At 56.5% G+C, this 21636-nt stretch carries 21 protein-coding genes; 12 read left to right on the top strand and 9 right to left on the bottom strand.

Translation table 11 applies throughout. From position 1 onward, the window contains the following. Positions 1–75: 75 nt before the first annotated feature. Positions 76–1269 (bottom strand): DNA double-strand break repair nuclease NurA, encoded by a 1194-nt coding sequence (locus tag AC0QKW_RS13235; protein WP_473151547.1) that lies wholly within the window; start codon positions 1267–1269, stop codon positions 76–78. Positions 1270–1610: 341 nt separating this feature from the next. Between AC0QKW_RS13235 and AC0QKW_RS13240 the strand changes: the two genes are divergently transcribed. Both AC0QKW_RS13240 and AC0QKW_RS13245 read left to right on the top strand, forming a co-directional pair. Next, positions 1611–1844: a hypothetical protein gene (locus AC0QKW_RS13240; RefSeq protein WP_473151548.1), complete on the top strand. Its 234-nt coding sequence runs from the start codon at positions 1611–1613 to the stop codon at positions 1842–1844. Between the two features lie 42 nt (positions 1845–1886). After that, positions 1887–2108, top strand: coding sequence for a hypothetical protein (locus tag AC0QKW_RS13245; protein ID WP_473151549.1), 222 nt, complete (start codon positions 1887–1889; stop codon positions 2106–2108). Positions 2109–2260: 152 nt separating this feature from the next. On the opposite strand, the gene AC0QKW_RS13250 is transcribed toward AC0QKW_RS13245, so the two are convergent. Then, positions 2261–3472 (bottom strand): ferrochelatase, encoded by a 1212-nt coding sequence (locus AC0QKW_RS13250; protein WP_473151550.1) that lies wholly within the window; start codon positions 3470–3472, stop codon positions 2261–2263. Positions 3473–3747: 275 nt separating this feature from the next. Between AC0QKW_RS13250 and rpmB the strand changes: the two genes are divergently transcribed. Continuing rightward, complete coding sequence (rpmB, locus tag AC0QKW_RS13255; protein ID WP_473151551.1) at positions 3748–3984, top strand: 50S ribosomal protein L28; 237 nt, start codon at positions 3748–3750, stop codon at positions 3982–3984. A 115-nt stretch (positions 3985–4099) separates the two neighbouring features. Further along, positions 4100–5008 (top strand): CDF family zinc efflux transporter Cdf31, encoded by a 909-nt coding sequence (gene cdf31, locus AC0QKW_RS13260; RefSeq protein WP_473151552.1) that lies wholly within the window; start codon positions 4100–4102, stop codon positions 5006–5008. Between the two features lie 6 nt (positions 5009–5014). Here cdf31 and AC0QKW_RS13265 read toward each other — a convergent pair whose 3' ends face one another. Then, on the bottom strand, positions 5015–5941 hold the full coding sequence (locus AC0QKW_RS13265) for a PRC-barrel domain-containing protein (protein WP_473151553.1): 927 nt from the start codon (positions 5939–5941) through the stop codon (positions 5015–5017). Positions 5942–6301: 360 nt separating this feature from the next. On the opposite strand from AC0QKW_RS13265, the gene AC0QKW_RS13270 reads away from it, so the two are divergent. Both AC0QKW_RS13270 and AC0QKW_RS13275 read left to right on the top strand, forming a co-directional pair. Next, the gene (locus AC0QKW_RS13270; RefSeq protein WP_473151554.1) at positions 6302–6574 is read left to right on the top strand and encodes a hypothetical protein; all 273 of its coding nucleotides are present in this window, start codon (positions 6302–6304) and stop codon (positions 6572–6574) included. 136 nt (positions 6575–6710) lie between these two features. After that, the gene (locus AC0QKW_RS13275; protein ID WP_473151555.1) at positions 6711–7484 is read left to right on the top strand and encodes a PspA/IM30 family protein; all 774 of its coding nucleotides are present in this window, start codon (positions 6711–6713) and stop codon (positions 7482–7484) included. 66 nt (positions 7485–7550) lie between these two features. Here AC0QKW_RS13275 and AC0QKW_RS13280 read toward each other — a convergent pair whose 3' ends face one another. Further along, complete coding sequence (locus tag AC0QKW_RS13280) at positions 7551–9089, bottom strand: GGDEF domain-containing protein (RefSeq protein WP_473151556.1); 1539 nt, start codon at positions 9087–9089, stop codon at positions 7551–7553. Between the two features lie 303 nt (positions 9090–9392). Between AC0QKW_RS13280 and AC0QKW_RS13285 the strand changes: the two genes are divergently transcribed. Together AC0QKW_RS13285 and AC0QKW_RS13290 are read left to right on the top strand one after the other, a co-directional pair. Continuing rightward, the gene (locus tag AC0QKW_RS13285; RefSeq protein WP_473151557.1) at positions 9393–10565 is read left to right on the top strand and encodes an LL-diaminopimelate aminotransferase; all 1173 of its coding nucleotides are present in this window, start codon (positions 9393–9395) and stop codon (positions 10563–10565) included. A gap of 252 nt (positions 10566–10817) precedes the next feature. Continuing rightward, on the top strand, positions 10818–11231 hold the full coding sequence (locus tag AC0QKW_RS13290; protein WP_473151558.1) for a response regulator: 414 nt from the start codon (positions 10818–10820) through the stop codon (positions 11229–11231). A 439-nt stretch (positions 11232–11670) separates the two neighbouring features. Here the strand turns inward: AC0QKW_RS13290 and pstB are convergent, their stop codons facing one another. The 4 genes from pstB to AC0QKW_RS13310 form a co-directional block, all read right to left on the bottom strand. Beyond that, the gene (gene pstB, locus AC0QKW_RS13295; protein ID WP_473151559.1) at positions 11671–12477 is read right to left on the bottom strand and encodes a phosphate ABC transporter ATP-binding protein PstB; all 807 of its coding nucleotides are present in this window, start codon (positions 12475–12477) and stop codon (positions 11671–11673) included. A gap of 33 nt (positions 12478–12510) precedes the next feature. Continuing rightward, the gene (gene pstA / locus AC0QKW_RS13300) at positions 12511–13452 is read right to left on the bottom strand and encodes a phosphate ABC transporter permease PstA (RefSeq protein ID WP_473151560.1); all 942 of its coding nucleotides are present in this window, start codon (positions 13450–13452) and stop codon (positions 12511–12513) included. Beyond that, complete coding sequence (gene pstC, locus AC0QKW_RS13305) at positions 13449–14384, bottom strand: phosphate ABC transporter permease subunit PstC (protein WP_473151561.1); 936 nt, start codon at positions 14382–14384, stop codon at positions 13449–13451. Before pstC ends, pstA begins: the two co-directional genes overlap by 4 nt. A 104-nt stretch (positions 14385–14488) precedes the next feature. After that, complete coding sequence (locus AC0QKW_RS13310; protein ID WP_473151562.1) at positions 14489–15535, bottom strand: PstS family phosphate ABC transporter substrate-binding protein; 1047 nt, start codon at positions 15533–15535, stop codon at positions 14489–14491. A 1059-nt stretch (positions 15536–16594) separates the two neighbouring features. On the opposite strand from AC0QKW_RS13310, the gene AC0QKW_RS13315 reads away from it, so the two are divergent. Beyond that, the gene (locus AC0QKW_RS13315; protein ID WP_473151563.1) at positions 16595–17980 is read left to right on the top strand and encodes an NCS2 family permease; all 1386 of its coding nucleotides are present in this window, start codon (positions 16595–16597) and stop codon (positions 17978–17980) included. A gap of 202 nt (positions 17981–18182) precedes the next feature. Then, entirely contained in the window at positions 18183–18776 is a 594-nt protein-coding gene (locus AC0QKW_RS13320) for a WcaF family extracellular polysaccharide biosynthesis acetyltransferase (RefSeq protein ID WP_473151564.1), read from the top strand. A gap of 23 nt (positions 18777–18799) precedes the next feature. On the opposite strand, the gene AC0QKW_RS13325 is transcribed toward AC0QKW_RS13320, so the two are convergent. Beyond that, on the bottom strand, positions 18800–18985 hold the full coding sequence (locus AC0QKW_RS13325; protein WP_473151565.1) for a hypothetical protein: 186 nt from the start codon (positions 18983–18985) through the stop codon (positions 18800–18802). Positions 18986–19247: 262 nt separating this feature from the next. Here AC0QKW_RS13325 and AC0QKW_RS13330 point away from each other — a divergent pair, with 262 nt between their 5' ends. Further along, the gene (locus AC0QKW_RS13330) at positions 19248–19430 is read left to right on the top strand and encodes a CsbD family protein (RefSeq protein ID WP_473151566.1); all 183 of its coding nucleotides are present in this window, start codon (positions 19248–19250) and stop codon (positions 19428–19430) included. Between the two features lie 236 nt (positions 19431–19666). Continuing rightward, positions 19667–21442: an ABC transporter ATP-binding protein gene (locus AC0QKW_RS13335; protein ID WP_473151652.1), complete on the top strand. Its 1776-nt coding sequence runs from the start codon at positions 19667–19669 to the stop codon at positions 21440–21442. Positions 21443–21636: the final 194 nt, after the last annotated feature.

A 21636-nucleotide genomic window follows, 5' to 3' on the forward strand; every position in this document is an offset into this window, starting at 1 on the left:
GCGCGATCTTAAGTTCGCAATCAACCTATCCCCTCCTCGGAGGGGTGCCCGGCGGGCGGGGTGGGTCAACCCTGACTAGCGCCGCCGCTGTTTGCTGACCATTTTGCGCGACAGGCGCAGGTTGATCTCCTCCCGCTCGGCCCAGTCTTGCAGCACCCGCAAAAACAAATGCTTGTCTTGGCCTTGCAGCACGGCGGTCTGGTCGGCGGTTTCAATGCTGTAGGGGTAGCCGCCGCCGATGATCACCTCGCCGCGCACCCAGTTGAGGTACTGGGTGATCTGGCCGCTCTCCCACATCCAGCGGGGCATCTCTAGCCGCACGGGGTAGCCGTCGCGGGTCGTCTTCAGGTAACAAAAGGCGATCTGATCCCCGTAGGGGCCGTAGTGGTCGAGAATGCCGCCGCGATCGCACTGAAACACGGCCGAGCGATCGCCCCAGTCCATCAGCCGGGCCAGCAATTGAGCATCGTGAATGCCCTCGGTGGCCTCTAGACCATGAGAGTGGTGCAGCATGCCGGTGAGGTCGTGGGCGTAGGAGGTGTCAACATAGCCCACCAGGGGCACTCGCCTGCGATCGCTGGCCTCTAGCAGCGAGAGTATCGACTGCACGTAGGCCGCTTGGCTCTCCTGGTCAAAGGCCTCGGCAAAGGTAACCACCAGCGCCCCGTCAAAAAACACCAGGGTGCGATCGGGTTCTTCACAGGCGTTGATGTACTCCACCAACCGCTCGACTTCCATTTGAAAGCGGCGAATGTTGACCCGGCGCTCCACCGGCTGGGCGGGGTTTGGCCCCAGCTCGGCGGGGGTCATCAAATCGACCCGCACATCTTTTTTGTAGGGACGGCTGGCGCTGTGGGGGTTCTCAAACCAGCCAATTTGCAACAACGCCAGGGGAATCGAAATATCTTTGCCAGGAGAAATCTGGGAGCCGTCTACGGCAAAAGTCGTAATGTCTTGGAGCACTGTCTGCACCCACTGGGCGCTCTGCTCGCGGTTTGTCCAGCGATCGCCCACCGGCCCAGACTCGGCAAAGAAAAACGGCAGAATGCCCTTAGTGGCGGCCTGGACGGCAAGAGGCTCTAGAGGGCGTGCCCCAACGGGGTCGGCGTCAGGTAGAAGCGCCATTTGCTGAGCTAGGGGCCGGGCGGCAAACTCTATCCACGCCCGATTGTAAGCCGTCAACAGCTCAAACTTGGCCCGATTAAAGGCCCCAAAGGCCTCGCGCTTTTGATCCAGCAGAGCTTTAATCTGGCCTGAACTCACTGGCATAACCCATTCGCTGTTTAGAACATCTGTATTGATGGCTGATTTTAGCGATTTTAGGGTGGTCTGTCACTAGTCCCCTTGAGAATAAAGACTAAAAACGTTGTAGCTTTCCTAGTCCAGGTAGAGAATGCTGCTACCCTTCATCCGGGAGTGAGGAACTTTTTGCCCTGGACTCAGGTCTATATCCACAGCTTTGGAACACTGGTAAATCCCAGGTTGGTTGTGAATTTCAAGATTCTCGAAGCCTCTCGATGAGCACATGCCTATCGATGGCTCGATGACCTCCAACCGATGCCTGGGTCGACTTTAGAAGTAACCTTGTCCAACGCCTCCCCATCAGTTCTATGATCTTTAAACTCTACATCGCCCTCTCGGCACTCGTTTTTTTGCTGGTCATTGGGCCATTGTTCAACGATACGTCGGGTGCTAAGGCTCGGCTAGAGGTATGGCTGGTTCTCATCCTGGCCATCGTGCTCAGCCCAGTTACTCTACCCAACATGATTTGGAGCAGGCTCCAAAAGCGCCTTTGCCTTAATCTGCAAACCTTTCAGTATGATTACCCTGGCGTTCTGCGGTGAGCTCGCTAAGCTGATGCCAGAGCAATTCATCGAGCAAAGTCTATGGCTCTATCACTCTATTTGTCAGCTTCGCTGCTGGTCTTTCTGCTGTCAGCTGGCCCGTTTTTCCGAGATCCGTCTAACCCTAAGGTGCATCCAGGCAGTTGGGCATTTTTAGCTTTAGCTATGGCTTTAAGCCCGCTGACGTTGCCCAGCATGGTCTACAAGCGCTTGGGAAAGCAGTCTTTAGCTGTGACAGGTAGCTTGATTTCATCAGAGACTTAATCTGATTCGCTACAGGCTGAGTCGTTGCATCTACCAACCATTTGGCAACCCTCGACATTGGCTAGTCTGGCATTAATCTCAACCAACAAAATTGCCCCTGGCTAAGTTTAGCCAGGGGCAATTTTGCTAGCAAGACCGTCGTCACCTGCGGGTTAGTGGTGATGATCGTGGCTGTGGCCATGATCGCCGCCGTGGGCATGCCCCGCCAGATGGTGGTCGTGGGTGTGACCGTGGTGGCTGTGCACCGCCGCTGCCTGGGAAACTGCCAGGGAGGGGTTAATCGCCAGGGCCTCTTCTTCAAGCAGGTCGGCGATGTGCTTGTCGGCCCAGGTGGCGGCCATGGCCAAAAAGTCGGGGCGGTCATTTACGCAGGGCATCTGCACGTAGGTGACATCGGGGCGCTTGCGGCGCAGCCCTTCGATCACATGCTCCACATCCAGCAGGGTTTCGTGGTTTTCAGTGGCAAAGCCGATGGGCATAAACACCAGGGCAGTGGCCCCCAGGTCGATCAGGTTGCGGGCAGCCAGATCAGCGTTGGGCTGGGTCCATTTGATCAACGGTGTGTCGTGGTTGAGCCAGCCCACGGAGATCAGCGGATACTTGTACATGAGCTTTTCGCGCACCCGGTCGTAGAGCTTTTGGCTCTCGTCGATGCCGCTGGTAAAGCCCTTGGCCTCGTGGGGGCAGCCGTGGTTCATCAGCACAATGCCGGTTTGGGAGGGCAGGTGGGCCACCGCCAGGTGATCTTTGATTTTGTCTTCGACCATGCGGGCCAGCAGGTCGATGTAATCAGGCGCATCGTAGAAGGAGGGAATATAACGAGTGCCCTGCACCCAGTGCTGATTGCCGTCGGCAAGCTGATCGAGCGCGTTGTTCACCTGCTCGATCGCAATGCCGCTAGTAAAGATTGAATCGACCACCAGCAGCGGGTAGATCAGCAGCTTGTCGTAGCCCTCGGCTTTGATTTGCTCGAGCACTTGCTCTGGCAAAAAGGGCTTGCAGAAGTTGAAGGCCTTGAACACCTTGACGCGATCGCCCCAGCGCTCCTGCAAATTTTGCTCGATGCCTGCCCGCTGGGCCTCAAAAATAGCGTTGTGGGGAGAGATAAAGTTGCCGTGCTGGTGGCTCCACTCGTGCAGGTCAAAGGCGGCCAGCAGCTTGGCCAAGGGCGGGTAGACCCAGGTGGGCACGGGGGCAAATTTGGCGGTGAGCAGGTTGAGCGCCTGCTCGTTGTAGTTGGCAAAGTCGTCGTAGCTCTCAACTTCGCCGTAGCCCATCAGCAGCACCGCGACCCGGCTTTCGCCAGAGGCTGAGGAGTGGGAGTGAGATGCAGACGTTTGCATAACGTCGGGGGTTGCAACCATAATGCCTGTTCTGTGGAGATGTCATTTCCCACAGGCTAACATCCCCCCACGGGGGATGACATTAACAAAACCCGTAGGTTGGTAACGGGCGATGGCCATATCAAAGCTTTTAGTCACTTGCCTAGACGGGCTATGTACGCTCTAAAAATTCCGAACTGGACTTGGCGGGGCTAGCGCTGGCCCTGCCAAGTCCAGAACTATCTCTGCTATTATTGGAAACTGCGCCATTGTGCCTTGAAGTTTACTGACCTGCTTATCCTGCCGGAGAATTATCCATGGCCCGTCATTGCGAACTCACCGGAAAGAAGGCCAACAACGCCTTTTCCATCTCCCACTCCCACCGTCGTACCAAGCGCCTGCAAGAGGCCAACCTGCAAGAGAAGCGGGTCTGGTGGCCCCAGGGTAAGCGCTTTGTGAAGCTACGCCTGTCGACCAAGGCCATCAAAACCCTAGAAACCAAGGGCCTCAGCGCCATGGCCAAAGAAGCCGGCATCGATCTCAATAAGTACTAACCACCGCTAACGGCCAGTAGCGCTACCTACACCAAGTCCAGAGCAAAAACTGTGGGTTTCCCACCGGTAGAAGCTTAAGGCCTGGACTTGGATAAGCTTTACATTGCTGCCTGCTATGGTCGATCGCCCTATCTCCCCCATTGTCGATACCCGCCGTGCTGTGCAGCGGGTATTGCTGATTACCTTGGCCCTCAATCTGACGGTGGTAGCTCTCAAGGCCACAGTGGGCTGGCTGACTGGATCCCTCAGCCTGCTGGCCGATGCTTTGCACAGCGTCACCGACGGGGCCAACAATGTCTTGGGGTTGGCCACTAATCGCTTGGCCGATCCTCGTCCCGATCGCGATCATCCCTACGGGCATCACAAGTTTGAGGCCGTGGGTGCCCTTGGGGTGGCGGCGTTTTTGGGCATTGCCTGTTTTGAGATTCTTAAGAGTGCGGTTGAGCGCATTGTCGCTGGCAGCAACCCCGTCACTATGAGCCCCACCGCCCTGTGGATAATGCTGCTGGTGCTGGGCATCAATATTTTTGTTGCCTTTTACGAAAGGCGGGTGGGGCTGGCCCTTAAAAGCAAGATTTTGGTGGCCGATGCCCACCACACTATGAGCGACATCTGGACCACCATTGTGGTGCTGGCTGGGCTGATTGGCGTTTGGAATGGTCTTGAATGGCTGGATATAGCCCTGGCTTTTCCAGTGGCGCTAATGGTGTTTAAGAGCGGCTGGACGGTGCTGCGCGAAAATTTGCCCTGGCTGGTAGATGAGATGGCGATCGCTCCCGAGGCCATTCACGCCCAAGTCATGCAGGTATCCGGCGTGGTCAACTGCCACAACATTGCCTCACGGGGCCTGCTAGGCCGTCAGGTGTTTATCGACATGCATCTGGTGGTGCAGCCCACTGACATTCGCGCGGCTCACACGATTACCGAAGCGGTCGAAGACCACCTCAGCGCTATCTACGGGCCTGCCCGCATCACTATCCACGTCGAGCCGAAGGAATATACCTCAGAAGAAATTACCTATTAAGCAAGCTTAATAGTCGAGTTCTTCTTCATACTCAATGACTTTCTTTTTTTGAGGAATGTTGAGAGGTTTGGGCTCGTAGGGTGTGCCTTCGTCTTCCTCGGTCCACACATCTTCGGTGACGTCTTGGAAGTCGGCATCATAAGCTTTAGGGCTACTGGGCTCGTCCATCATGGCGGCGGCCTGATAGCGTTCTTCGGGCTGCTGGGCGCGCAGAGGGGCTTCAACGCGCTCGGGCTCACCCCAGTCGTCGTCGCTCCAGCGCTCCTCGGCAGTGGCAGGGCGGGCCTTACTAAACTCGGCGGGCACCTGCACCCCTGAGGGCAGCTGGTTGGCCGTCGACACCGGCATAATATATTCGCTGTCGTTGTTGCGATCCCACGGGGCGCTGCCGATGCCCAGTCGCTCAAGCAGCCCCACACTGAGCTGCACCATTTTTTCTTCGGCACCTTCAAAGACGATCAGGCGATCGGGGCCGCTGCTGACCACTTCGTCAATAGAAAGCTCATAGGTGCTGATCACCTGGTCAGGAATTTGAGGCAGCCCAAAGGAAGCAATCACAATGGTTTCGAGGCGACCGTTGGTGACGTCAAACTTGAAGCCGCGCACCCGTCCCAACGGTTCACCGGTTTCAGTAATCACTTCGCAGTTGACTAGGGTGCTGAAGGGAGCGACGCTCATCTCGTCTTCGAGCACGGTCTCGTCGTCAACCAAAATCACATCGCCAATCTGGCGAATGCTGGTAATGGGCATGACCTGCAGAGCGGTCGACACTAGCCCCGACATAATATTTTCGCGTAGGCCGATGGCCACCACATCGCGCTGGTCGACATCGACCCATACCTGGCTCACAATACCCAGCCGCTGGCCAGAGTTGCGGGTGATTACCTGAGTACCTAAGAAGTCAGAACGGAGACGATACTTGTCTAAGGTCATGTTTAATCCATCTCGTGGGCCGAGACAACATAGCGCTAGGTTAAGGGCCGGGCTAGGGAAAAGCCGCTGTACCCAAAGTGAATGGGATTTTAGGCCTGAGCTGCTATCTTAACCAGAATCGTCTAATTCTACAGGAGGGAAGACCGAACCACCAGATACATTCTGCTGTCGTTGAGCTAGGTGTTAGCCCGCCTTTATTAAACAGGCGATCGCGGCTGTGCGACTCCGAGCCCAGCCGTGGAGCTCTGCCTGTCGGAAACCTACTGGGCCTGAGCTGGACTGAGTAGAGGCCTTTCTCCCGATTTGTTTAGTCTGATCCTGTCTGACACTATAGAAATATCGTTGCTCTGGGCTGTTTTTATGCTTGACCAATCGCTCCAGTTTCTCACCCCTGAAGAGTCTGCCGAGGTCGATCGGGCACTGCTGTCTTCGCCAGAAAAGTTTCTCGCTCGTCTGACCATTTCCACCGCTAAGCTGCTGGCAGTGATTGCCGCCGATCTGGATACTCCGATGGAGCAGTTAACTGCAAAACAGATCACCCAGTGGTTTGAAAACGATGCCAAAGTCAAGCGCGAACAGGGGGTAAATGCGTCGGTGCTGAAGTGGCAGGCGGAGGAGTTGGGCGAGGGATGAGGAAGTTGGCGGAGATCGGGGGAGCTAACCGGTCGTTACGCGTTCCTACCGTCCCCACCCTCCGTCCGATCGCTGCTGACATTCTGTAAACTAGGGAAGACCATCGCACACCACAGATTTAAGGAAGCAGCACGTCATGGGGTTATTTGATCGCGTTAGCCGAGTGGTTCGCTCTAACCTAAATGCGGCGGTGAGTTCGGCAGAGAATCCAGAAAAGATTCTTGACCAGGCGATTATCGATATGCAAGAAGACCTGGTGCAGATGCGCCAGGCGGTGGCGGGCGCGATCGCCAGTCAGAAGCGAGTGCAGCAGCAGCACGACAAGGCCCAGAGTGAAGCCAGCACCTGGCAGCAGCGAGCCCAGCTGGCTTTGCAAAAGGGCGATGACGAGCTGGCCAAGCAGGCCCTGCTGCGCAAAAAGACCCAGGCAGAGACGGCGGCAGCTCTCAAGAGTCAGCTCGATACCCAGAGTGTCACCGTTGAGCAACTCAAGCGCAACCTGATTGGGCTGGAGAGCAAACTGTCAGAGGCCAAGACTAAGAAAGACATGCTCAAGGCTCGGGCCAGCGCCGCTAAGGCCAACGAGCAGCTGCAAAATACCACTAGCCGCATGAATACCAGCAGCGCCATGGCTGCCTTCGAGCGGATGGAAGAAAAGGTGCTGCAAATGGAGGCCACTTCCCAGGCGGCGGCGGAGCTGGCTGGGGCCGATCTAGAGAGCCAGTTTGCCTCTTTGGAGGCTGGCGGCGATGTCGATCTAGAGCTGGCGGCGATGAAGGCCCAGCTGTCGGGTGGCACTGTGGGGCAGGGGGCACTGCCCGCTGCTGAGACGGCTATTCCGGCTAGCGAGTCGGCAGAGGTCGATGCGGAGCTAGAAGAGCTGCGATCGCAGATTGACAAACTCGACTAGAGGCGCTGGACTAATTCTGGCTAGGGGCAGGGTAAACGCGATTGCCCGCCCCCTAGCCAGGGCACTTCAGCGACCAGCAGCGAGCATGTGGTCGACGCTGATGGCGCGATCGCGGCCATTATTTTTGGCCCAGTAGAGCGCTTTATCGGCCAGGGTGATCAGGCTGTGGGGCGTTTGGCCGTGGTTGGGAAAGCTAGCGACCCCGAGGGAAATTGTCAGCGGCGGCAGCATCTGGCCGTTGAAGCTGGTGTTGATGTATTTGACTGCTCGGCGAATTTTTTCGGCCCGTTTGAGGGCTACCTCAGGGGGGGTGTCGAGCAGCACCATGCAAAACTCTTCGCCGCCGTAGCGGCAGACAATATCCTGCGATCGCACATGACCCCGCAGCAGCATGCCGATATTCTTTAACACTTCGTCTCCGGCCTGGTGGCCATAGGTGTCGTTGACGGTCTTAAAGTGGTCGATGTCGATCAAAATAATGCTGATCTGCTGGTGCCCATTGGCTGAGTTGCAGAGGCTGTTGAGCACGGTTTCGACATGGCGGCGATTGAGCAAGCCCGTCAGCGGGTCTTTGAGCGCCTGATCGTGCAAGTCATCGAGCAGCATTAGCCGTTGCATCACATACAGCACCTGCTCAGAGAGCTTTTTGAACAGTGCGGTTTGCACGGGGCTAAAGGGCGTTGCCTCGGCTTGTACCATCTGCACAATGCAGGTGGTGTCGTTGACGAGGCCCAGGACAATGCACTTGGCTCGCTGGGTGGGGCAACGGGCCATCTCGCACTGGTGGCACTCGTGGCCCACCCCCGGCAGCTGATGGGGGTCGTCTTGGGGGTAGCAGCACTGATAATCGAGGGCAGATAGAGCCTCTTCTTCGCCCCACTGGGTCAGCACGGTCAAGTCTGTCGGCAGCCTGTTAAACAAGGCCAGCCGCCCCGACTGGTGCGGAAAAAAGTAGGGTAGATGGGTCGATAGCAGCTGCCCTAGCTGCTGGTACGACAGGCACGACTGGAGCTGAGCCACCAGATCGACCAGGCGGGGATGGCCCTGCTGCAGGCGCTCATGGACTGGGCCAGTAGGCCCCAGGGCCACCACCCGGGAGAGAAAGTCGAGGTTGCTGGCCGGGGGGGCTACTGTGATCCCGGCGGGCATCACCGCTCGAAGGGCTGTGGGCTGAGCTAGGGTAAGACACAGCAGCAGCTGCTGGCTCAGGTATTGTAGGGTTTTAATCTGTACTTCACCCAAGGTCTCGGTGGAGCGATCGGGGACGTAGAGGGTGAGGTGGTAGCGGTCATCAGCACTGTGGAGATGGCCCACTAGCACCGGGTCGGCGATGGTAGCGGGGGCCTCTTGGGAGCGGCTGTAGGTCGCCAGCGAGAGCTGATCGCCAGCGATGGTCAGACCGGCTACCGGCTGGCTCGACAGCACCTCTCGCAGGGTGGTGGCGGGCATTTGACCGTAGTTCATCACTCCACCGTGGCGCCAGTCATTGCCGACCTGCACGGTCAGAGCCAGATGCGGGGCCGTCAGGGTCAGAGAGGTCAGCCGCATGAAGTTGCACAGGGCCGGGTAGGCATCCCCTAAGGACTTAGGTTGAACTCGGTTCATGGCATGGTGCAGCGACAGTACAAAGAGTCTGGAGTCAAGCGGGGCGTTTATTTTTATAATGGTTGTTCCCGAACAGTGTCACTGACTTACCCCAGGGCGTCACTGACCCGATGGCTCTTGCTCCATGACACTTACTCCTTCGTGTGGCCGAGAGCTAGTTCTCCTTAGAGTTTGCCCTAACTTAGACCGGTCTGCCCTAGTCCCTTTACTGCCAATGTCATAGATTTACAAACTCAAATCTTCCGCCAGCGTATCCTGGCGAATCTTGGCTCAGTTCACCCCCAGCCTATCTCTAAGAGTGCCATGCAGATTGCCCAGCGAATGAAGCCCCTTAAGGCTAACGTGTTTTCCGATATGGATCGGGCCAAGGCCAGGGCTAGAGCCAAGGGTAAAGCGATTGTGGATCTGTCTTTGGGGTCGTCAGATTTACCGACGCCGCCCCATGTGCTCGCTGCGATCGCCGCCGCCCTGCCTGACCCAGCCACCCATGGCTACTGCCTGTTCTCAGGCACCCACGATTTTCGCGCGGCGGCAGCCCGCTGGTATACCGATAAGTTTGGTGTGCCAGTTGATCCAGAGACTGAGGTGCTGCTGTTGATTGGCTCCCAGGAGGGTACGGCCCATCTGCCCCTGGCCATTCTCAACCCCGGCGACTTTGCGCTACTGATGGATCCTGGCTACCCGTCCCACGCGGGAGGGGTCTACTTGGCCAACGGGCAAATTTATCCTATGCCCCTGCTAGAAGAAAATGGCTTTTTGCCGCGCTTTGAGGATATTCCCCCGGCGGTGCTAGAGCAGTCGCGGCTGATGGTGCTGAGCTACCCCCACAACCCCACAACCGCCACAGCGTCCCTAGAGTTTTGGCGGCAGGCGGTGGCCTTTTGTCAGCGGCACAATCTGGTGTTGGCCCATGACTTTCCTTACGCTGATCTGACCTTTACGGGGCAGCCAGCGGTCTCGGCTCTCCAGGCTGACCCAGAGAAAAGCTGCACCATCGAGTTCTTTACCCTGTCGAAGTCTTACAGTATGGGGGGCTTTAGAGTGGGCTACGCGATCGGCAATGCCGATCTAATTGCGGCCCTGCGCCAGGTCAAAGCCAGCGTCGACTTTAATCAGTATCCCGGTATTCAACGGGGGGCGATCGCCGCGCTCACTGGCCCCCAAGACACCGTAGCCCACATGGTCGCCACCTTTCGCCAGCGGCGCGATGCAGCGGTGCAAGCTCTCCACCGTATAGGCTGGGCGGTGCCAGTGCCCGAGGCTACTATGTACATCTGGGCCAAGCTGTCCGAGCCCTGGAGTCAGCGTTCTAAAGACTTTTGCCTCAGCCTGGTGGAGCAAACTGGAGTTGCTTTGGCCCCTGGCATTGGCTTTGGCAAGGCTGGGGAGGGCTACGTGCGCCTAGCTCTAGTACACCCCCCTGAGGTGCTCGAGGCGGCGATCGATCGCATGGCTCAGTTTTTGGCTGGGTCCTAGACCGGTGGTCACTGGCGCAATACCTCGTTTAAAATGGGGTATTAAGGTTTTTTCAGTCCCACTGACGAGAGAAATACGCCGGGAGATAGCAAGCAGGCTGGGCGATCGCAGGCGGCAAGCGACGTGAACGCATTTGCTATAGGTTGGGGTGACCAGCGATCGCAGCAAGCCGCAGGGTGCAACTCGTCGGGCTACCTAATGTGTCCACTGGTTAAGTAGCCCAAGACCTAAGCATTTAGGATCTAGGGGAGCATGGTGACACCGCTACCGGGTCGGTCTGACACCACAATTCGCATTGTGGTCGTAGAAGACGACACCGCCAATCGACTATTTTTTACCGACTATCTCATCTATGCCGGGTTTGAGGTGCTGCCCTTGCCCCACGGTCTAGATCTAGATCACCACCTCAAAGACTTTCAGCCCCAGGTGCTGCTCCTAGATCTGGGCCTGCCCGAGATCGATGGCTACACCCTGCTTCAGCAGCTGCGGGCATCGCCCCGATGGCAACAACTGCCGGTCATCGTCGTGTCAGGCTATGCCTTTGCCGAAGACCAACACCGCGCCCTGACCCTGGGGGCGCAACAATATTTGGTCAAGCCCGTGCCCCTTCACCAGCTGGCTCAGGCTATTCAGTCGGTTTTGTCGCCTTCCCAAGGCCCAGGTTGACCCTAGACTCAAGCACAAATTGATACCCGCTCGGGCGCTACCCCCTGGGGCATTACATTTTCGGAGCAAATTAGACGGCAAGCTGCGTCTGAAGAAACGTTGAGTCGCTTCGTCATCTCTGCCGCAATGACATTTAAAGACCGCACCGGTAGGTAAACATCCAGTATCGACAGTAGCCGCCAGTGAGGTTGGCCATCTCCAAGAGATCACCGTAGTAGCCGACAACGCAAAACACCTGATCAAAGAATCGCTGCCCCTCTTCTAGAGAGACACTGCTGTCATTGTTGCGCTAGGGCTTGCTCCTAATTTCAGCGCGAATGGGCAGCCAGCGGTGTATGAACTTGACTTACCAACGAATTTTCTTGGACTGAGAGTGAAGAATCTCACCCCGAGACAGCTCGTGAATGCCCCCGTTTTACAACCGTTAACTCAGCCGCCCTTAGCCAAACCGTCCTGACACATAGTCTCGGGTTGACTCCTCCCGAGGATCGCTGAAAATCTGTTCTGTATCGCCGTACTCCACCAAATAGCCCACCTTGTTTCCAGACTCGGTGGCTTCAGCGTTGAAAAATGCGGTTTTATCAGACACGCGGGAGGCCTGCTGCATATTGTGGGTCACGATTACGATGGTGTAGCGGCTTTCCAGCTCTTTCATCAACTCCTCAATCTGAAGAGTTGAGATCGGGTCAAGGGCCGAACACGGCTCATCCATCAAAATGACTTCGGGCTCAATGGCGATCGTGCGGGCAATGCACAGACGCTGCTGTTGACCACCCGACAGCGACAGGCCGCTTTCCTTGAGCTTGTCTTTTACCTCGTCCCACAGGGCGGCCCGCCGCAGCGAATTTTCCACCAGTTCATCCATGTCGCCCCTGTAGCCGTTAATGCGGGCAGCAAAGGCAATATTTTCGTAAATCGATTTGGTGAACGGGTTGGGCTTTTGAAACACCATGCCAATGCGGCGGCGCACGTAAACCGGGTCAACGCCGTCGCCGTATAGATCACCTCCCTGAAAGGTAACCTTGCCCTCTACCCTGGCTCCAGAAATCAGGTCGTTGGTGCGGTTAAAGCAGCGCAGCAGGGTGCTCTTACCGCAGCCTGAGGGGCCAATAAAAGCGGTGACCTCATTCTTGAAAATATCAAGGTTGACATCTCGTACCGCCAGGGTGGACCCGTAGTACACACTGACGTTTTTGGCCCGTAAAGCCGCCTCTGTGGCAACTGAGCTGACAGATTGTGAAGTCATGGCGATACTCTATGCAGCAACAAACAACTGGCACTAAAACGTCTTCTGGAAGCGATTGCGCAGATAAATCGCGGTGCCATTCATCATCAACAAGATTACCATCAGCACAATGATCGCCCCCGCCGCTAGGACGTGGAAATCGGCTTGGGGCCGAGAGACCCAGTTGTAGATTTGAATGGGCAACACGGTGAACGGGCTCTGCAAACCAGCTAGCGACAACGGTGGCAGAAAGGGAATGTAGGTGAGCGCCCCAATGGTGATCAGCGGTGCGGTTTCGCCAATGGCCCGAGACAGGGCCAAAATGACCCCGGTAAGAATGCCTGGCAGCGCCAACGGAAACACGTGGGAACGAATCACCTGCCAGCGGGTAGCACCGAGAGCAAAGCCCGCCTGGCGCAAGCTGCCGGGAATAGACCTGAGAGATTCGCGAGTGGCAATGATGACAATGGGCAGTACCAGCAGCGCCAGAGTCAGCGCCCCCGACAAAACACTGCGCCCCTGGGTAATCGGGAACAGAATGCGCACAAACACCTGCAGGCCGAGCAGACCATAAATAATCGAGGGCACCCCAGCCAGGTTGGAAATGTTGATTTCAACCGCTTTGGCAATCAGGCTGTCGGGCACAAACTCTTCTAGAAAAATACCGGCCCCCACGCCAATGGGGAAGGTAAACAGCGCCACCAGCACCATCACCCAAATTGTGCCCACCAGGGCAGATACGATACCCGCGTCCTCAGGTCTTCTAGAAGGAAAGCTGGTGAGAAAGCTCCAGCTGAGCACAGGCGCACCATCGGCTAGCACATCGATCAACAGCACCGCCAGCACAAACAGCGAGAAAAGAACCGCCAAGAGCGCTAGCCAAGAAAACCCTTTGTCAATGAGTTGGCGCTTGCCTAGAGCATCTAGAACTTGTTTCTGCTCAATATCCCACCCAGCATCTAGGGGGGTAGATTGAGACGATGTAAGGGGCGTCATTCGTAGGTCTCCCGAAACTTGCGAACAAACCAGAAGCTGAGGATGTTGAATACCAGCGTGAGTAAAAACAGCGTCATCCCCACCGCAAAGATCGACTTGAAGGCAATGGAGCCAGCGGGGGTATCGCCTAGGCTGACCTGCACAATGTAGGCGGTCATGGTCATAATCGGTACGAAGGGGTTAAGACCCAGCCGGGGGTTTTGCCCAGCGGCCAGGGCCACAATCATCGTCTCACCCACAGCCCGAGACACCGCCAAAATCACCGATGCCACAATTCCCGAAAGGGCGGCGGGCAGTACTACGCCAAAAATGGTTTCTCGCTTAGTGAGGCCCAGAGCGTAGGAGCCATCTCGCAGGGCACGGGGCACCGCATAGATGGCATCTTCACTGAGGGAGGCAATCAGCGGCGTGATGGCAATACCCATGACGATGCCTGCGCTGAGGGCGTTAAAACCACCCAAGCCAGGAATGAATGACCGGAGAAAGGGGGTGACCAGCAGCAAAGCAAAGTAGCCGTAGACCACCGTAGGCACACCCGCCAAGATCTCTAGGGCAGGCTTCAGCCACTTGCGCAGCTTGGGGGAAGCATACTCACTGAGGTAAACCGCCGAGAGCAGCCCCAGGGGGACGGCCACCAGCAGGGCAATCAGAGAGGTTAAAAACGTGGCGCTTAGCAGCACCATAATTCCGAACTGCGGGTTTGAGAACAGAGGAGTCCATTGTCTATCGGTTAAGAAGTTCCAGATGGGAACAACTTTGAAGAACTCCACGGTCTCAAACAGCAGCGAGAGCACAATACCAATGGTGGTGGCCACTGAAATTAGAGCAAACAGGCCAAACAGCCAGATAACGGCTTTTTCGACCCACTTGTTAAGCCCTCGGTTGGGCTGCCAGAGATTATTGGAGTCGGGCGGCAAAGAGTTTGTCGTCATGATGCAGAACTCTAAAAGACAAGGGGGCCAGTGCTCACTGACCCCCCAGAATCTGATCGGCTCAACCTCAAGAAGGTTTAGCTAGAGGGCACTTAAGACTAGACCTAGAGCACTTCGTCCAGTTTGACGCCAACGGCAGAGCCGCCTTCAAACACACTGCCCGTGGTCTTGCTCGCGAAGCGCTCGACAGCCTTGGAATTGATGGCTGAGGGCACGCTAACGTAGCCCACTTCATCTACTAGGCCGGCATTGTCGGGCGAGAGGTAGAAGTTAACAAAGGCAGCCACAGCGGGGTCATCTGCTTTGCTGAGCTTGACGTAGATAAACTCAGGCCGCGAGAGCGGCTGGTAGGTACCGTCGGCAACAGTTGCAGAACTTGGCTCGACGCAGCCGGCCCCATTGTCGATGGCTACAGCTTTCACTTTGTCTTGGTTGGCGACAAAGTAGGCTAGACCAAAGAAGCCCGTGCCGTTCTCATCACTAGACACGCCCTGCACAATCACGTTGTCATCTTCGCTGGCGGTGTAGTCGCCACGGCTCTCGCCATCAGCACCGATCGCTTCCATAAAGAAGTCGTAGGTACCCGAGTCAGTACCAGCCCCATAAAGACCGAGGGGTGCATCGGGGAAGTCAGAACGAATCTGGTTCCAACTGGTGATGGTGCCCTGGGCAGAGGGTTCCCACATGGTCAAGAGTTCGTCGATGGTTAGGCACTGAGCAAACTCGTTGGCGGGGTTGACGACTACGGTCAGACCGTCAAAGGCGATAGGCAACTCAATAAACTCAACGCCGGCTGCCTCACAAAGATCAATCTCTTCTTGAGAGATGGGGCGAGAGGCACCGGAAATATCGGTCTCGTCAGCACAAAACTTCTTGAAGCCGCCGCCAGTACCAGAGACGCCGACGGTGACTGCCACACCAGGGTTGGCGGCACCAAACTCTTCAGCCATGGCCTCAGAGATGGGGAATACGGTGCTGGAACCATCGACTAGAACGGCCCCGGTGAGGTCAGAACCGGGGGTTGCCGCCGTGTCAGTGCCGGCATCGGGGGTGGCGGTCTGAGAACCACCACCACAGGCTGCAAGACTAACCGTAAGAGCGGCTAGGGTAAGAGAGAAACTGGTGCGCATAGCGCGGCTATTCAAAAACATAATCTTTTGACTCCCGTCTAAACTTTTTCATCAAACTAGCTTTTGGCTTACATTTGCGCCAACAAACTACACTCTTGTCGATTCAGATACCAGCACCCACAGTTACTCAATTGCCGTGCTCAATCTCATTAGCGATCGAGATCTGAAGAACTCATCTCATCTGTCATCAGGCTAAATTGTAGAGCTAAGACAAAAGTCAAATTGCTCTACTAAGCTGACCTATTCAAACTCTAAAGCCATAGCCTTTTCAGATGAAACTGTCATTAACAAGTGTGCAGTCCATGATGGAACCTAAACCACATTAGGCGAAACCCATTCTTTCTGGGTAAAGATGAGATTAAAACAGCAGCCTTAAAAACTTTAACTGTCGGCCATGGGTGCGAGATCGCATGGGCTTGACAGATACCAGCTTGTCTACTCTGTGGCTTTTATAAACCAATCAAAATAGGGTCTATACACCAGATCTAGATCCTTTTAGAAAAGTATTTAAGGAGATTCTATTTTCCGCAAAATTAGCGATTTTTATAGGCTAGGAGAGAGCGATCGCACCCATACCATCAGAACATAGAGCGACAAGTTTAAGCAAAGCTTTTCAAAAGATTATCAATCGAGTAAGCAATGGTTAAGCAAGGATTAACCATTGGGTTGCGGTAGCCTCAGCTAGGCCACCGTCACAGGGAGATATGAGTGCCGTCGATACCCTATTGACGCGGGCAAGATACCTGCGTCGCAGTTGCTGTGAGTGGCTGCCTGCTGTTTTTAGGCAGTGCTGAGCTGCTTTCGGCCGGTCAACGGCGTGAAGAGCAACAATAGGCGAGGTTGTGGAAGCTTCTCTGCGCAAAGCAGCGATCTGAGATGAGGTGAAGGACAAGCGGAAAGACCTGGGCCTCACACCAGGTTGGCTTTGGGGTGCAATGAGGGAGATACATTGTGTATCAAAAAATGCGGGTTTGTAGCGCGGCAAACAGATCGAACCAAGCAGATGTCGTGGACTAGGTCTGAAGTCTATTGGCTCTGTTGACGATACTGGTCAATCAGCCATCTATAAGGAGTGCTAGCGTGACCCACCCCACTGAACAGTTGCCCCAGTCACCCCCCAGTCCAGGGTCGGGCAATAAAATTGCAGAGTTTTTTAATTTCGACAGCTTAAAAACTGACTTTCGCACCGAGGCGCTGGCGGGGCTGACTTCCTTCGTCACCATGGCCTACATTTTGATCGTCAACCCGTCCATTTTGTCGAATGCTGTCTTTCTCAGTGAGTCGGGCGATCTTTTTAGTGAGTTAGTGGTGGCTACGGGGCTGTCTGCGGCCCTGGCCACGCTGATCATGGCGCTCTACGCCAAGCTGCCCTTTTTGCTGGCACCAGGTATGGGCATCAACGCTTACTTTGCCTTTACGGTGGTGCTGGGTCTGGGCATCGACTGGCGAGTGGCTCTGGCCGCGGTGCTCATTGAGGGCGTCATCTTCATTATCATGACCCTGACCAATGTTCGCAGCGCGATTGTAGAGGCGATTCCCGATGCGGTGAAGCATGCCACTACGGCGGGCATCGGCATGTTTATCGCCTACATTGCCCTTAAGGGGGCGGGCGTTATTGTGGCCTCTGAGGCGACGCTTACCACTCTGGGCGACCTGCGATCGGGGCCGCCGACCATGGCGTTGTTGGGCTTGGCCATTACCGCTGCCCTGTTTGCTCGACGGGTGACCGGGGCGCTGCTGTGGGGCATTTTGGCTACGGCTCTGCTCTCCTGGGTATTTGGCATTGCTCCCTGGCCGTCTGGGCTGGTGGGCATTCCCCAGGCACCGACCGACCTGTTTGGTCAGGCCTTTGTCGGGTTGGGCGAGCTCTTTCGGATCAATTTTTGGGAGATGATCAGCATCATCTTTGTGTTTTTGTTTGTCGATTTGTTTGACACTATTGGCACTCTGACTGGCCTCGGGTCTAGGGCGGGCTATATCGATGCCGATGGCAAGTTTCCGGGTGTGGAGAAGGCGTTTATGGCCGATGCTGTGGGTACTACTGCCGGGGCTGTGCTAGGTACCTCGACGGTGACCACCTACATTGAGTCGGCCTCGGGGATTATGGAAGGGGGGCGTAGTGGCTTTACTGCCCTGGTGGCCTCGGGGCTGTTTTTTGTATCGCTGTTATTCATTCCTTTGATTCAGGGTATTCCAGCCTTTGCCACAGCACCGGCGCTGATCATTGTGGGGGTGTTGATGATGTCGGGGGCCAGACAGATTGACTGGGATGAGCCCGCCGATGCGATCGCAGGTTTTCTCACCATCATCATGATGCCCCTGGCCTTTTCTATCGCTGAAGGGTTGGCCATGGGCCTAATCGCCTACCCGTTGGTCAAAGCCTTTCAGGGCAAGACCAGCCAGACCACCATCGGCATGTGGATTTTGGCCGCGATCTTTTTGCTGCGCTATATCTTTGTGGCTTGAGGCTCACGAGTCGGTATAGCCGCTGAGCGTTAGATAGAAACCCACAGGGGGCAGGCTGAGGCACTGCCCCTTTTTTGGTTTGGAGCTAAATGCCACGGCCTGCAACGCCTGCCCCTAGAAACCGCAGAGAAATAGCAGGGAGACCGTTTGGGTGCGGCAAAATCTGGCAAAATTCTCTCTTCACCCATCTCGACCTCAGGCTATGACCGATTTGTTACCCGCTACCCCTGGCGATCGCCCCTGGGTGCGCCTCGATACCTACGACCAGAGGGGGTACCATCCCGGTCGATCTAAGGCGGTGATAATGCTCTGGTGGTGTTTGCAGGCCGCAATCTTTCCCCTCACCCTCCATGCCCACCACGGGCCTCGGCGCTGGCTGCTGCGCCGGTTTGGGGCCAGGGTGGGGCGTGGCGTGGTGATTCGCCCCACCGCTCGATTTACCTACCCCTGGCATGTCACCCTGGGCGACCACAGCTGGATTGGCGACGATGTGGTGCTGTATAGCCTGGCGTCGATTACCGTTGGTCAGCACTGCGTTATTTCCCAGCGCAGCTACCTCTGTACGGGCAGCCATGACGTTAGCGATCCAGGCTTTGGTCTGGTGGTAAAACCGGTAACGATTGAAAATGGCGTCTGGATTGCCACCGACTGCTTTGTCGGCCCAGGCGTGAGCGTGGGAGCCAACAGCGTAGTGGGGGCGCGCAGCAGCGTGTATCGATCGCTGCCCGCTGGTCATCTGTGCTTTGGCAACCCCTGCCGCCCGGTGGCCCCCCGCACCCTAAAGCCCACACCCTAAAGCCCGCACCCCCAGAGGCCTGCTCACTCTTGGGTCGAATTGACGATGATCTGGTAGACAAACAGGCGGCGCAGAGCCAGCGTCTGGGGGGCCTGCTGGTTGGCCGCCCCGTGAATGTCAGCCGCCACCACTAGGGCACTGGCCAGCAGGGTCAGGCCTAGGGAGACATTTCTCACGATGAGATAGATCGGCAGATGACGGTGTTTCATGGGCAATAGCGATGCAACAGGGGGGCAGCCCCAGTGGGGCGCTGGAGTGGGGCGCTGGAGGCAGGACATAACTAACAGTATTTCATCACAATAACCGTCTCCTCTGGTGTAGCCAACTTAGCCTGTGGGGTCTGCTGCCGAGGGCAGTTGCCTGCCTCGATCTCATCACTTCGGTAGAGAGCCCCTTCACTCCTTCTGTAGATGGCTCTGGCCACACCGACCCCTAAGCTGTAGACATACTGTCTGATTAGGACTTATTGCTATGTCTATCGAAGATCGCGCTAAAGCTACCGCCAAAAATATTGAAGGCAAGGTGCAAGCTGCCGCAGGCGAAATCACCGGCAGCACCAAAGACAAAGCCGAAGGTGAAGCTAAGCAGGCCCAGGCCCAGGCCACCCACGCCCGAGAAGATGTGAAAGATGCGCTGAAAAATGCGATCGACTAGGGTAGTGGCTTGCAGCCAGGTTCTCCCCACCCGACGGGGTGTTGTCTGACTTGATATTGCAAGATGAGCCCTGACCCCTAAACAAGCTCATTAGAGCAGCCAATGGCTGCTCTTTTTCTTTTCTAAAGCCCAGGCGCTATCGTAGAAAAATGAGCGAATACAGGGTTAGACGGGTTCAGGCTTCTAAAAAGCAGGGGCGGTGGCACCACTGGCGCAATCTGGGTCAATCGTTAGCGATGTATCGCTATGGCCAGCGCGCCATTCAACTGGTGTGGCAGACCGACTGGCGGTTGACCATGGCCCTGGGTGCCCTCACCCTGGTGGCCGGATTACTCCCAGCGGCGATCGCCTACGTGGGCAAACTGATTGTCGATGCGGTGGTGCAGGCGGCGCAGTCGGGGCTGGCGGTCGATCGCCAGGCCGCACTCATGTATCTGGCCTTAGAGGCGGTGCTAGTGGCGGTGCTGGCGGGCACTCGCCAGGGGTTGGCCCTGTGCCAATCGCTGCTGCGGGTGCTGCTGGGGCAGCGGGTTAATGTGATGATTCTCGAAAAGGCCCAGACCCTGCCGCTGACCTACTTCGAAGATTCTGAGTTTTACGACAAGCTGACCCAGGCCCGGCGAGAGGCGTCGTCGCGGCCCCTGAGTATGGTCAACCGCACCTTTGGCGTGGTGCAGGATGTGCTGTCGCTGGTGACCTTTGGCGGGCTACTGCTGCAATTTTCGGGCTGGGCGGTGGCGCTACTGGCGATCGCCACTCTACCCGCCTTCATTGCTGAGACCCAGTTTGCGGGCGAAGCCTTTCGCCTGTTTAAGTGGCGATCGCCCGAGACGCGGCAGCAGATCTATCTAGAGGCACTGCTGGCGCGGGAAGATTTTGTCAAAGAGGTAAAGCTGTTTGGCCTGGGGCCGCTGCTGTTAGAGCGGTATCAGGATATCTTTCGGCGGCTCTACAAAGAAGATCGCAGCTTGACCGTACGCCGCAGCGGCTGGAGCTATGGCCTGGGCTTGCTGAGCACAGCGTCGTTTTACCTGGCCTACTGCTGGATTGTGCTGGAGGCGATCGCCGGGCAGATTTCCCTCGGCGAGCTGACCATGTACCTGACGGTGTTTCGCCAGGGGCAGACCACCTTTGCCAGCACCCTGACGGCGATCGGCGGCATGTACGAAGACGGTCTCTACCTGGCCAACCTCTACGAATTTCTAGAGCAGCCGGTGCCGGAGGATGTGGGCACCGCCGATCGCGGCATCGACCCGACCGATGGCCTGCGGTTTGAGAATGTGTCGTTCAGCTATCCGGGCAGCGATCGGCTGGCCTTAGAGAATGTTTCCTTTCACCTGAAACCGGCAGAAAAGCTGGCCATTGTTGGCGAAAACGGCTCGGGCAAAACCACCCTGATCAAGCTCCTTACCCGCCTCTACACGCCTAGCCAGGGGCGCATTTTGCTCGATGGCCGCGACCTGCAAGAGTGGGATGCCGACGTGGTGCAGCGGCGCATTGGCGTGATCTTTCAAGACTTTGTGCGCTACCAGTTTAAGGTGGGCGAAAACATCGGCGTCGGTGATGTGACTGACTTTGAAGATGCCCAGCGCTGGCAGGTGGCCGCCGCTAAAGGCACCGCCACCGAATTTATCGCTGACCTGCCCGAGGGCTTCAACACCCAGCTGGGCAAATGGTTCTTTGGTGGGCAAGAGCTTTCTGGCGGGCAGTGGCAAAAGATTGCCCTCTCCCGCGCCTTTATGCGTACCGAGGCCGACATTTTGGTGCTCGATGAGCCCACCTCGGCGATGGATGCCGAAGCCGAGACCCGCCTGTTTGAGCAGTTTCGCGAAGCCACTCAAAATCAGATGGCGATTTTGATCTCTCACCGATTTTCGACGGTGCGGCGGGCCGACAACATTATTGTGCTGGCCAACGGCAAGCTGATCGAGCAGGGCAGCCACGAAGAACTGTTGCGGCAAGATGGCCGCTACGCTCGCCTATTCACCATGCAGGCGGCGGGGTATTTATAGAATGTTCGATGAATCGGTCTATGACAGCAGCGTTGTAGATTGATGAGGTAAAAGGTCAAGCCGCTGCATTAACTAATCACGCTGGTGCATTGACGTTGCTAGGCGGCGCATTGGCATTGCAGCGCGACACATGCCTGCAACAGGGCTGTGCATCAAAGGTCATAGGGTTGCCCTAGAGTTGCACCTAGGCGCAT

The organism is Pseudanabaena sp. PCC 9330, assembly GCF_055795045.1.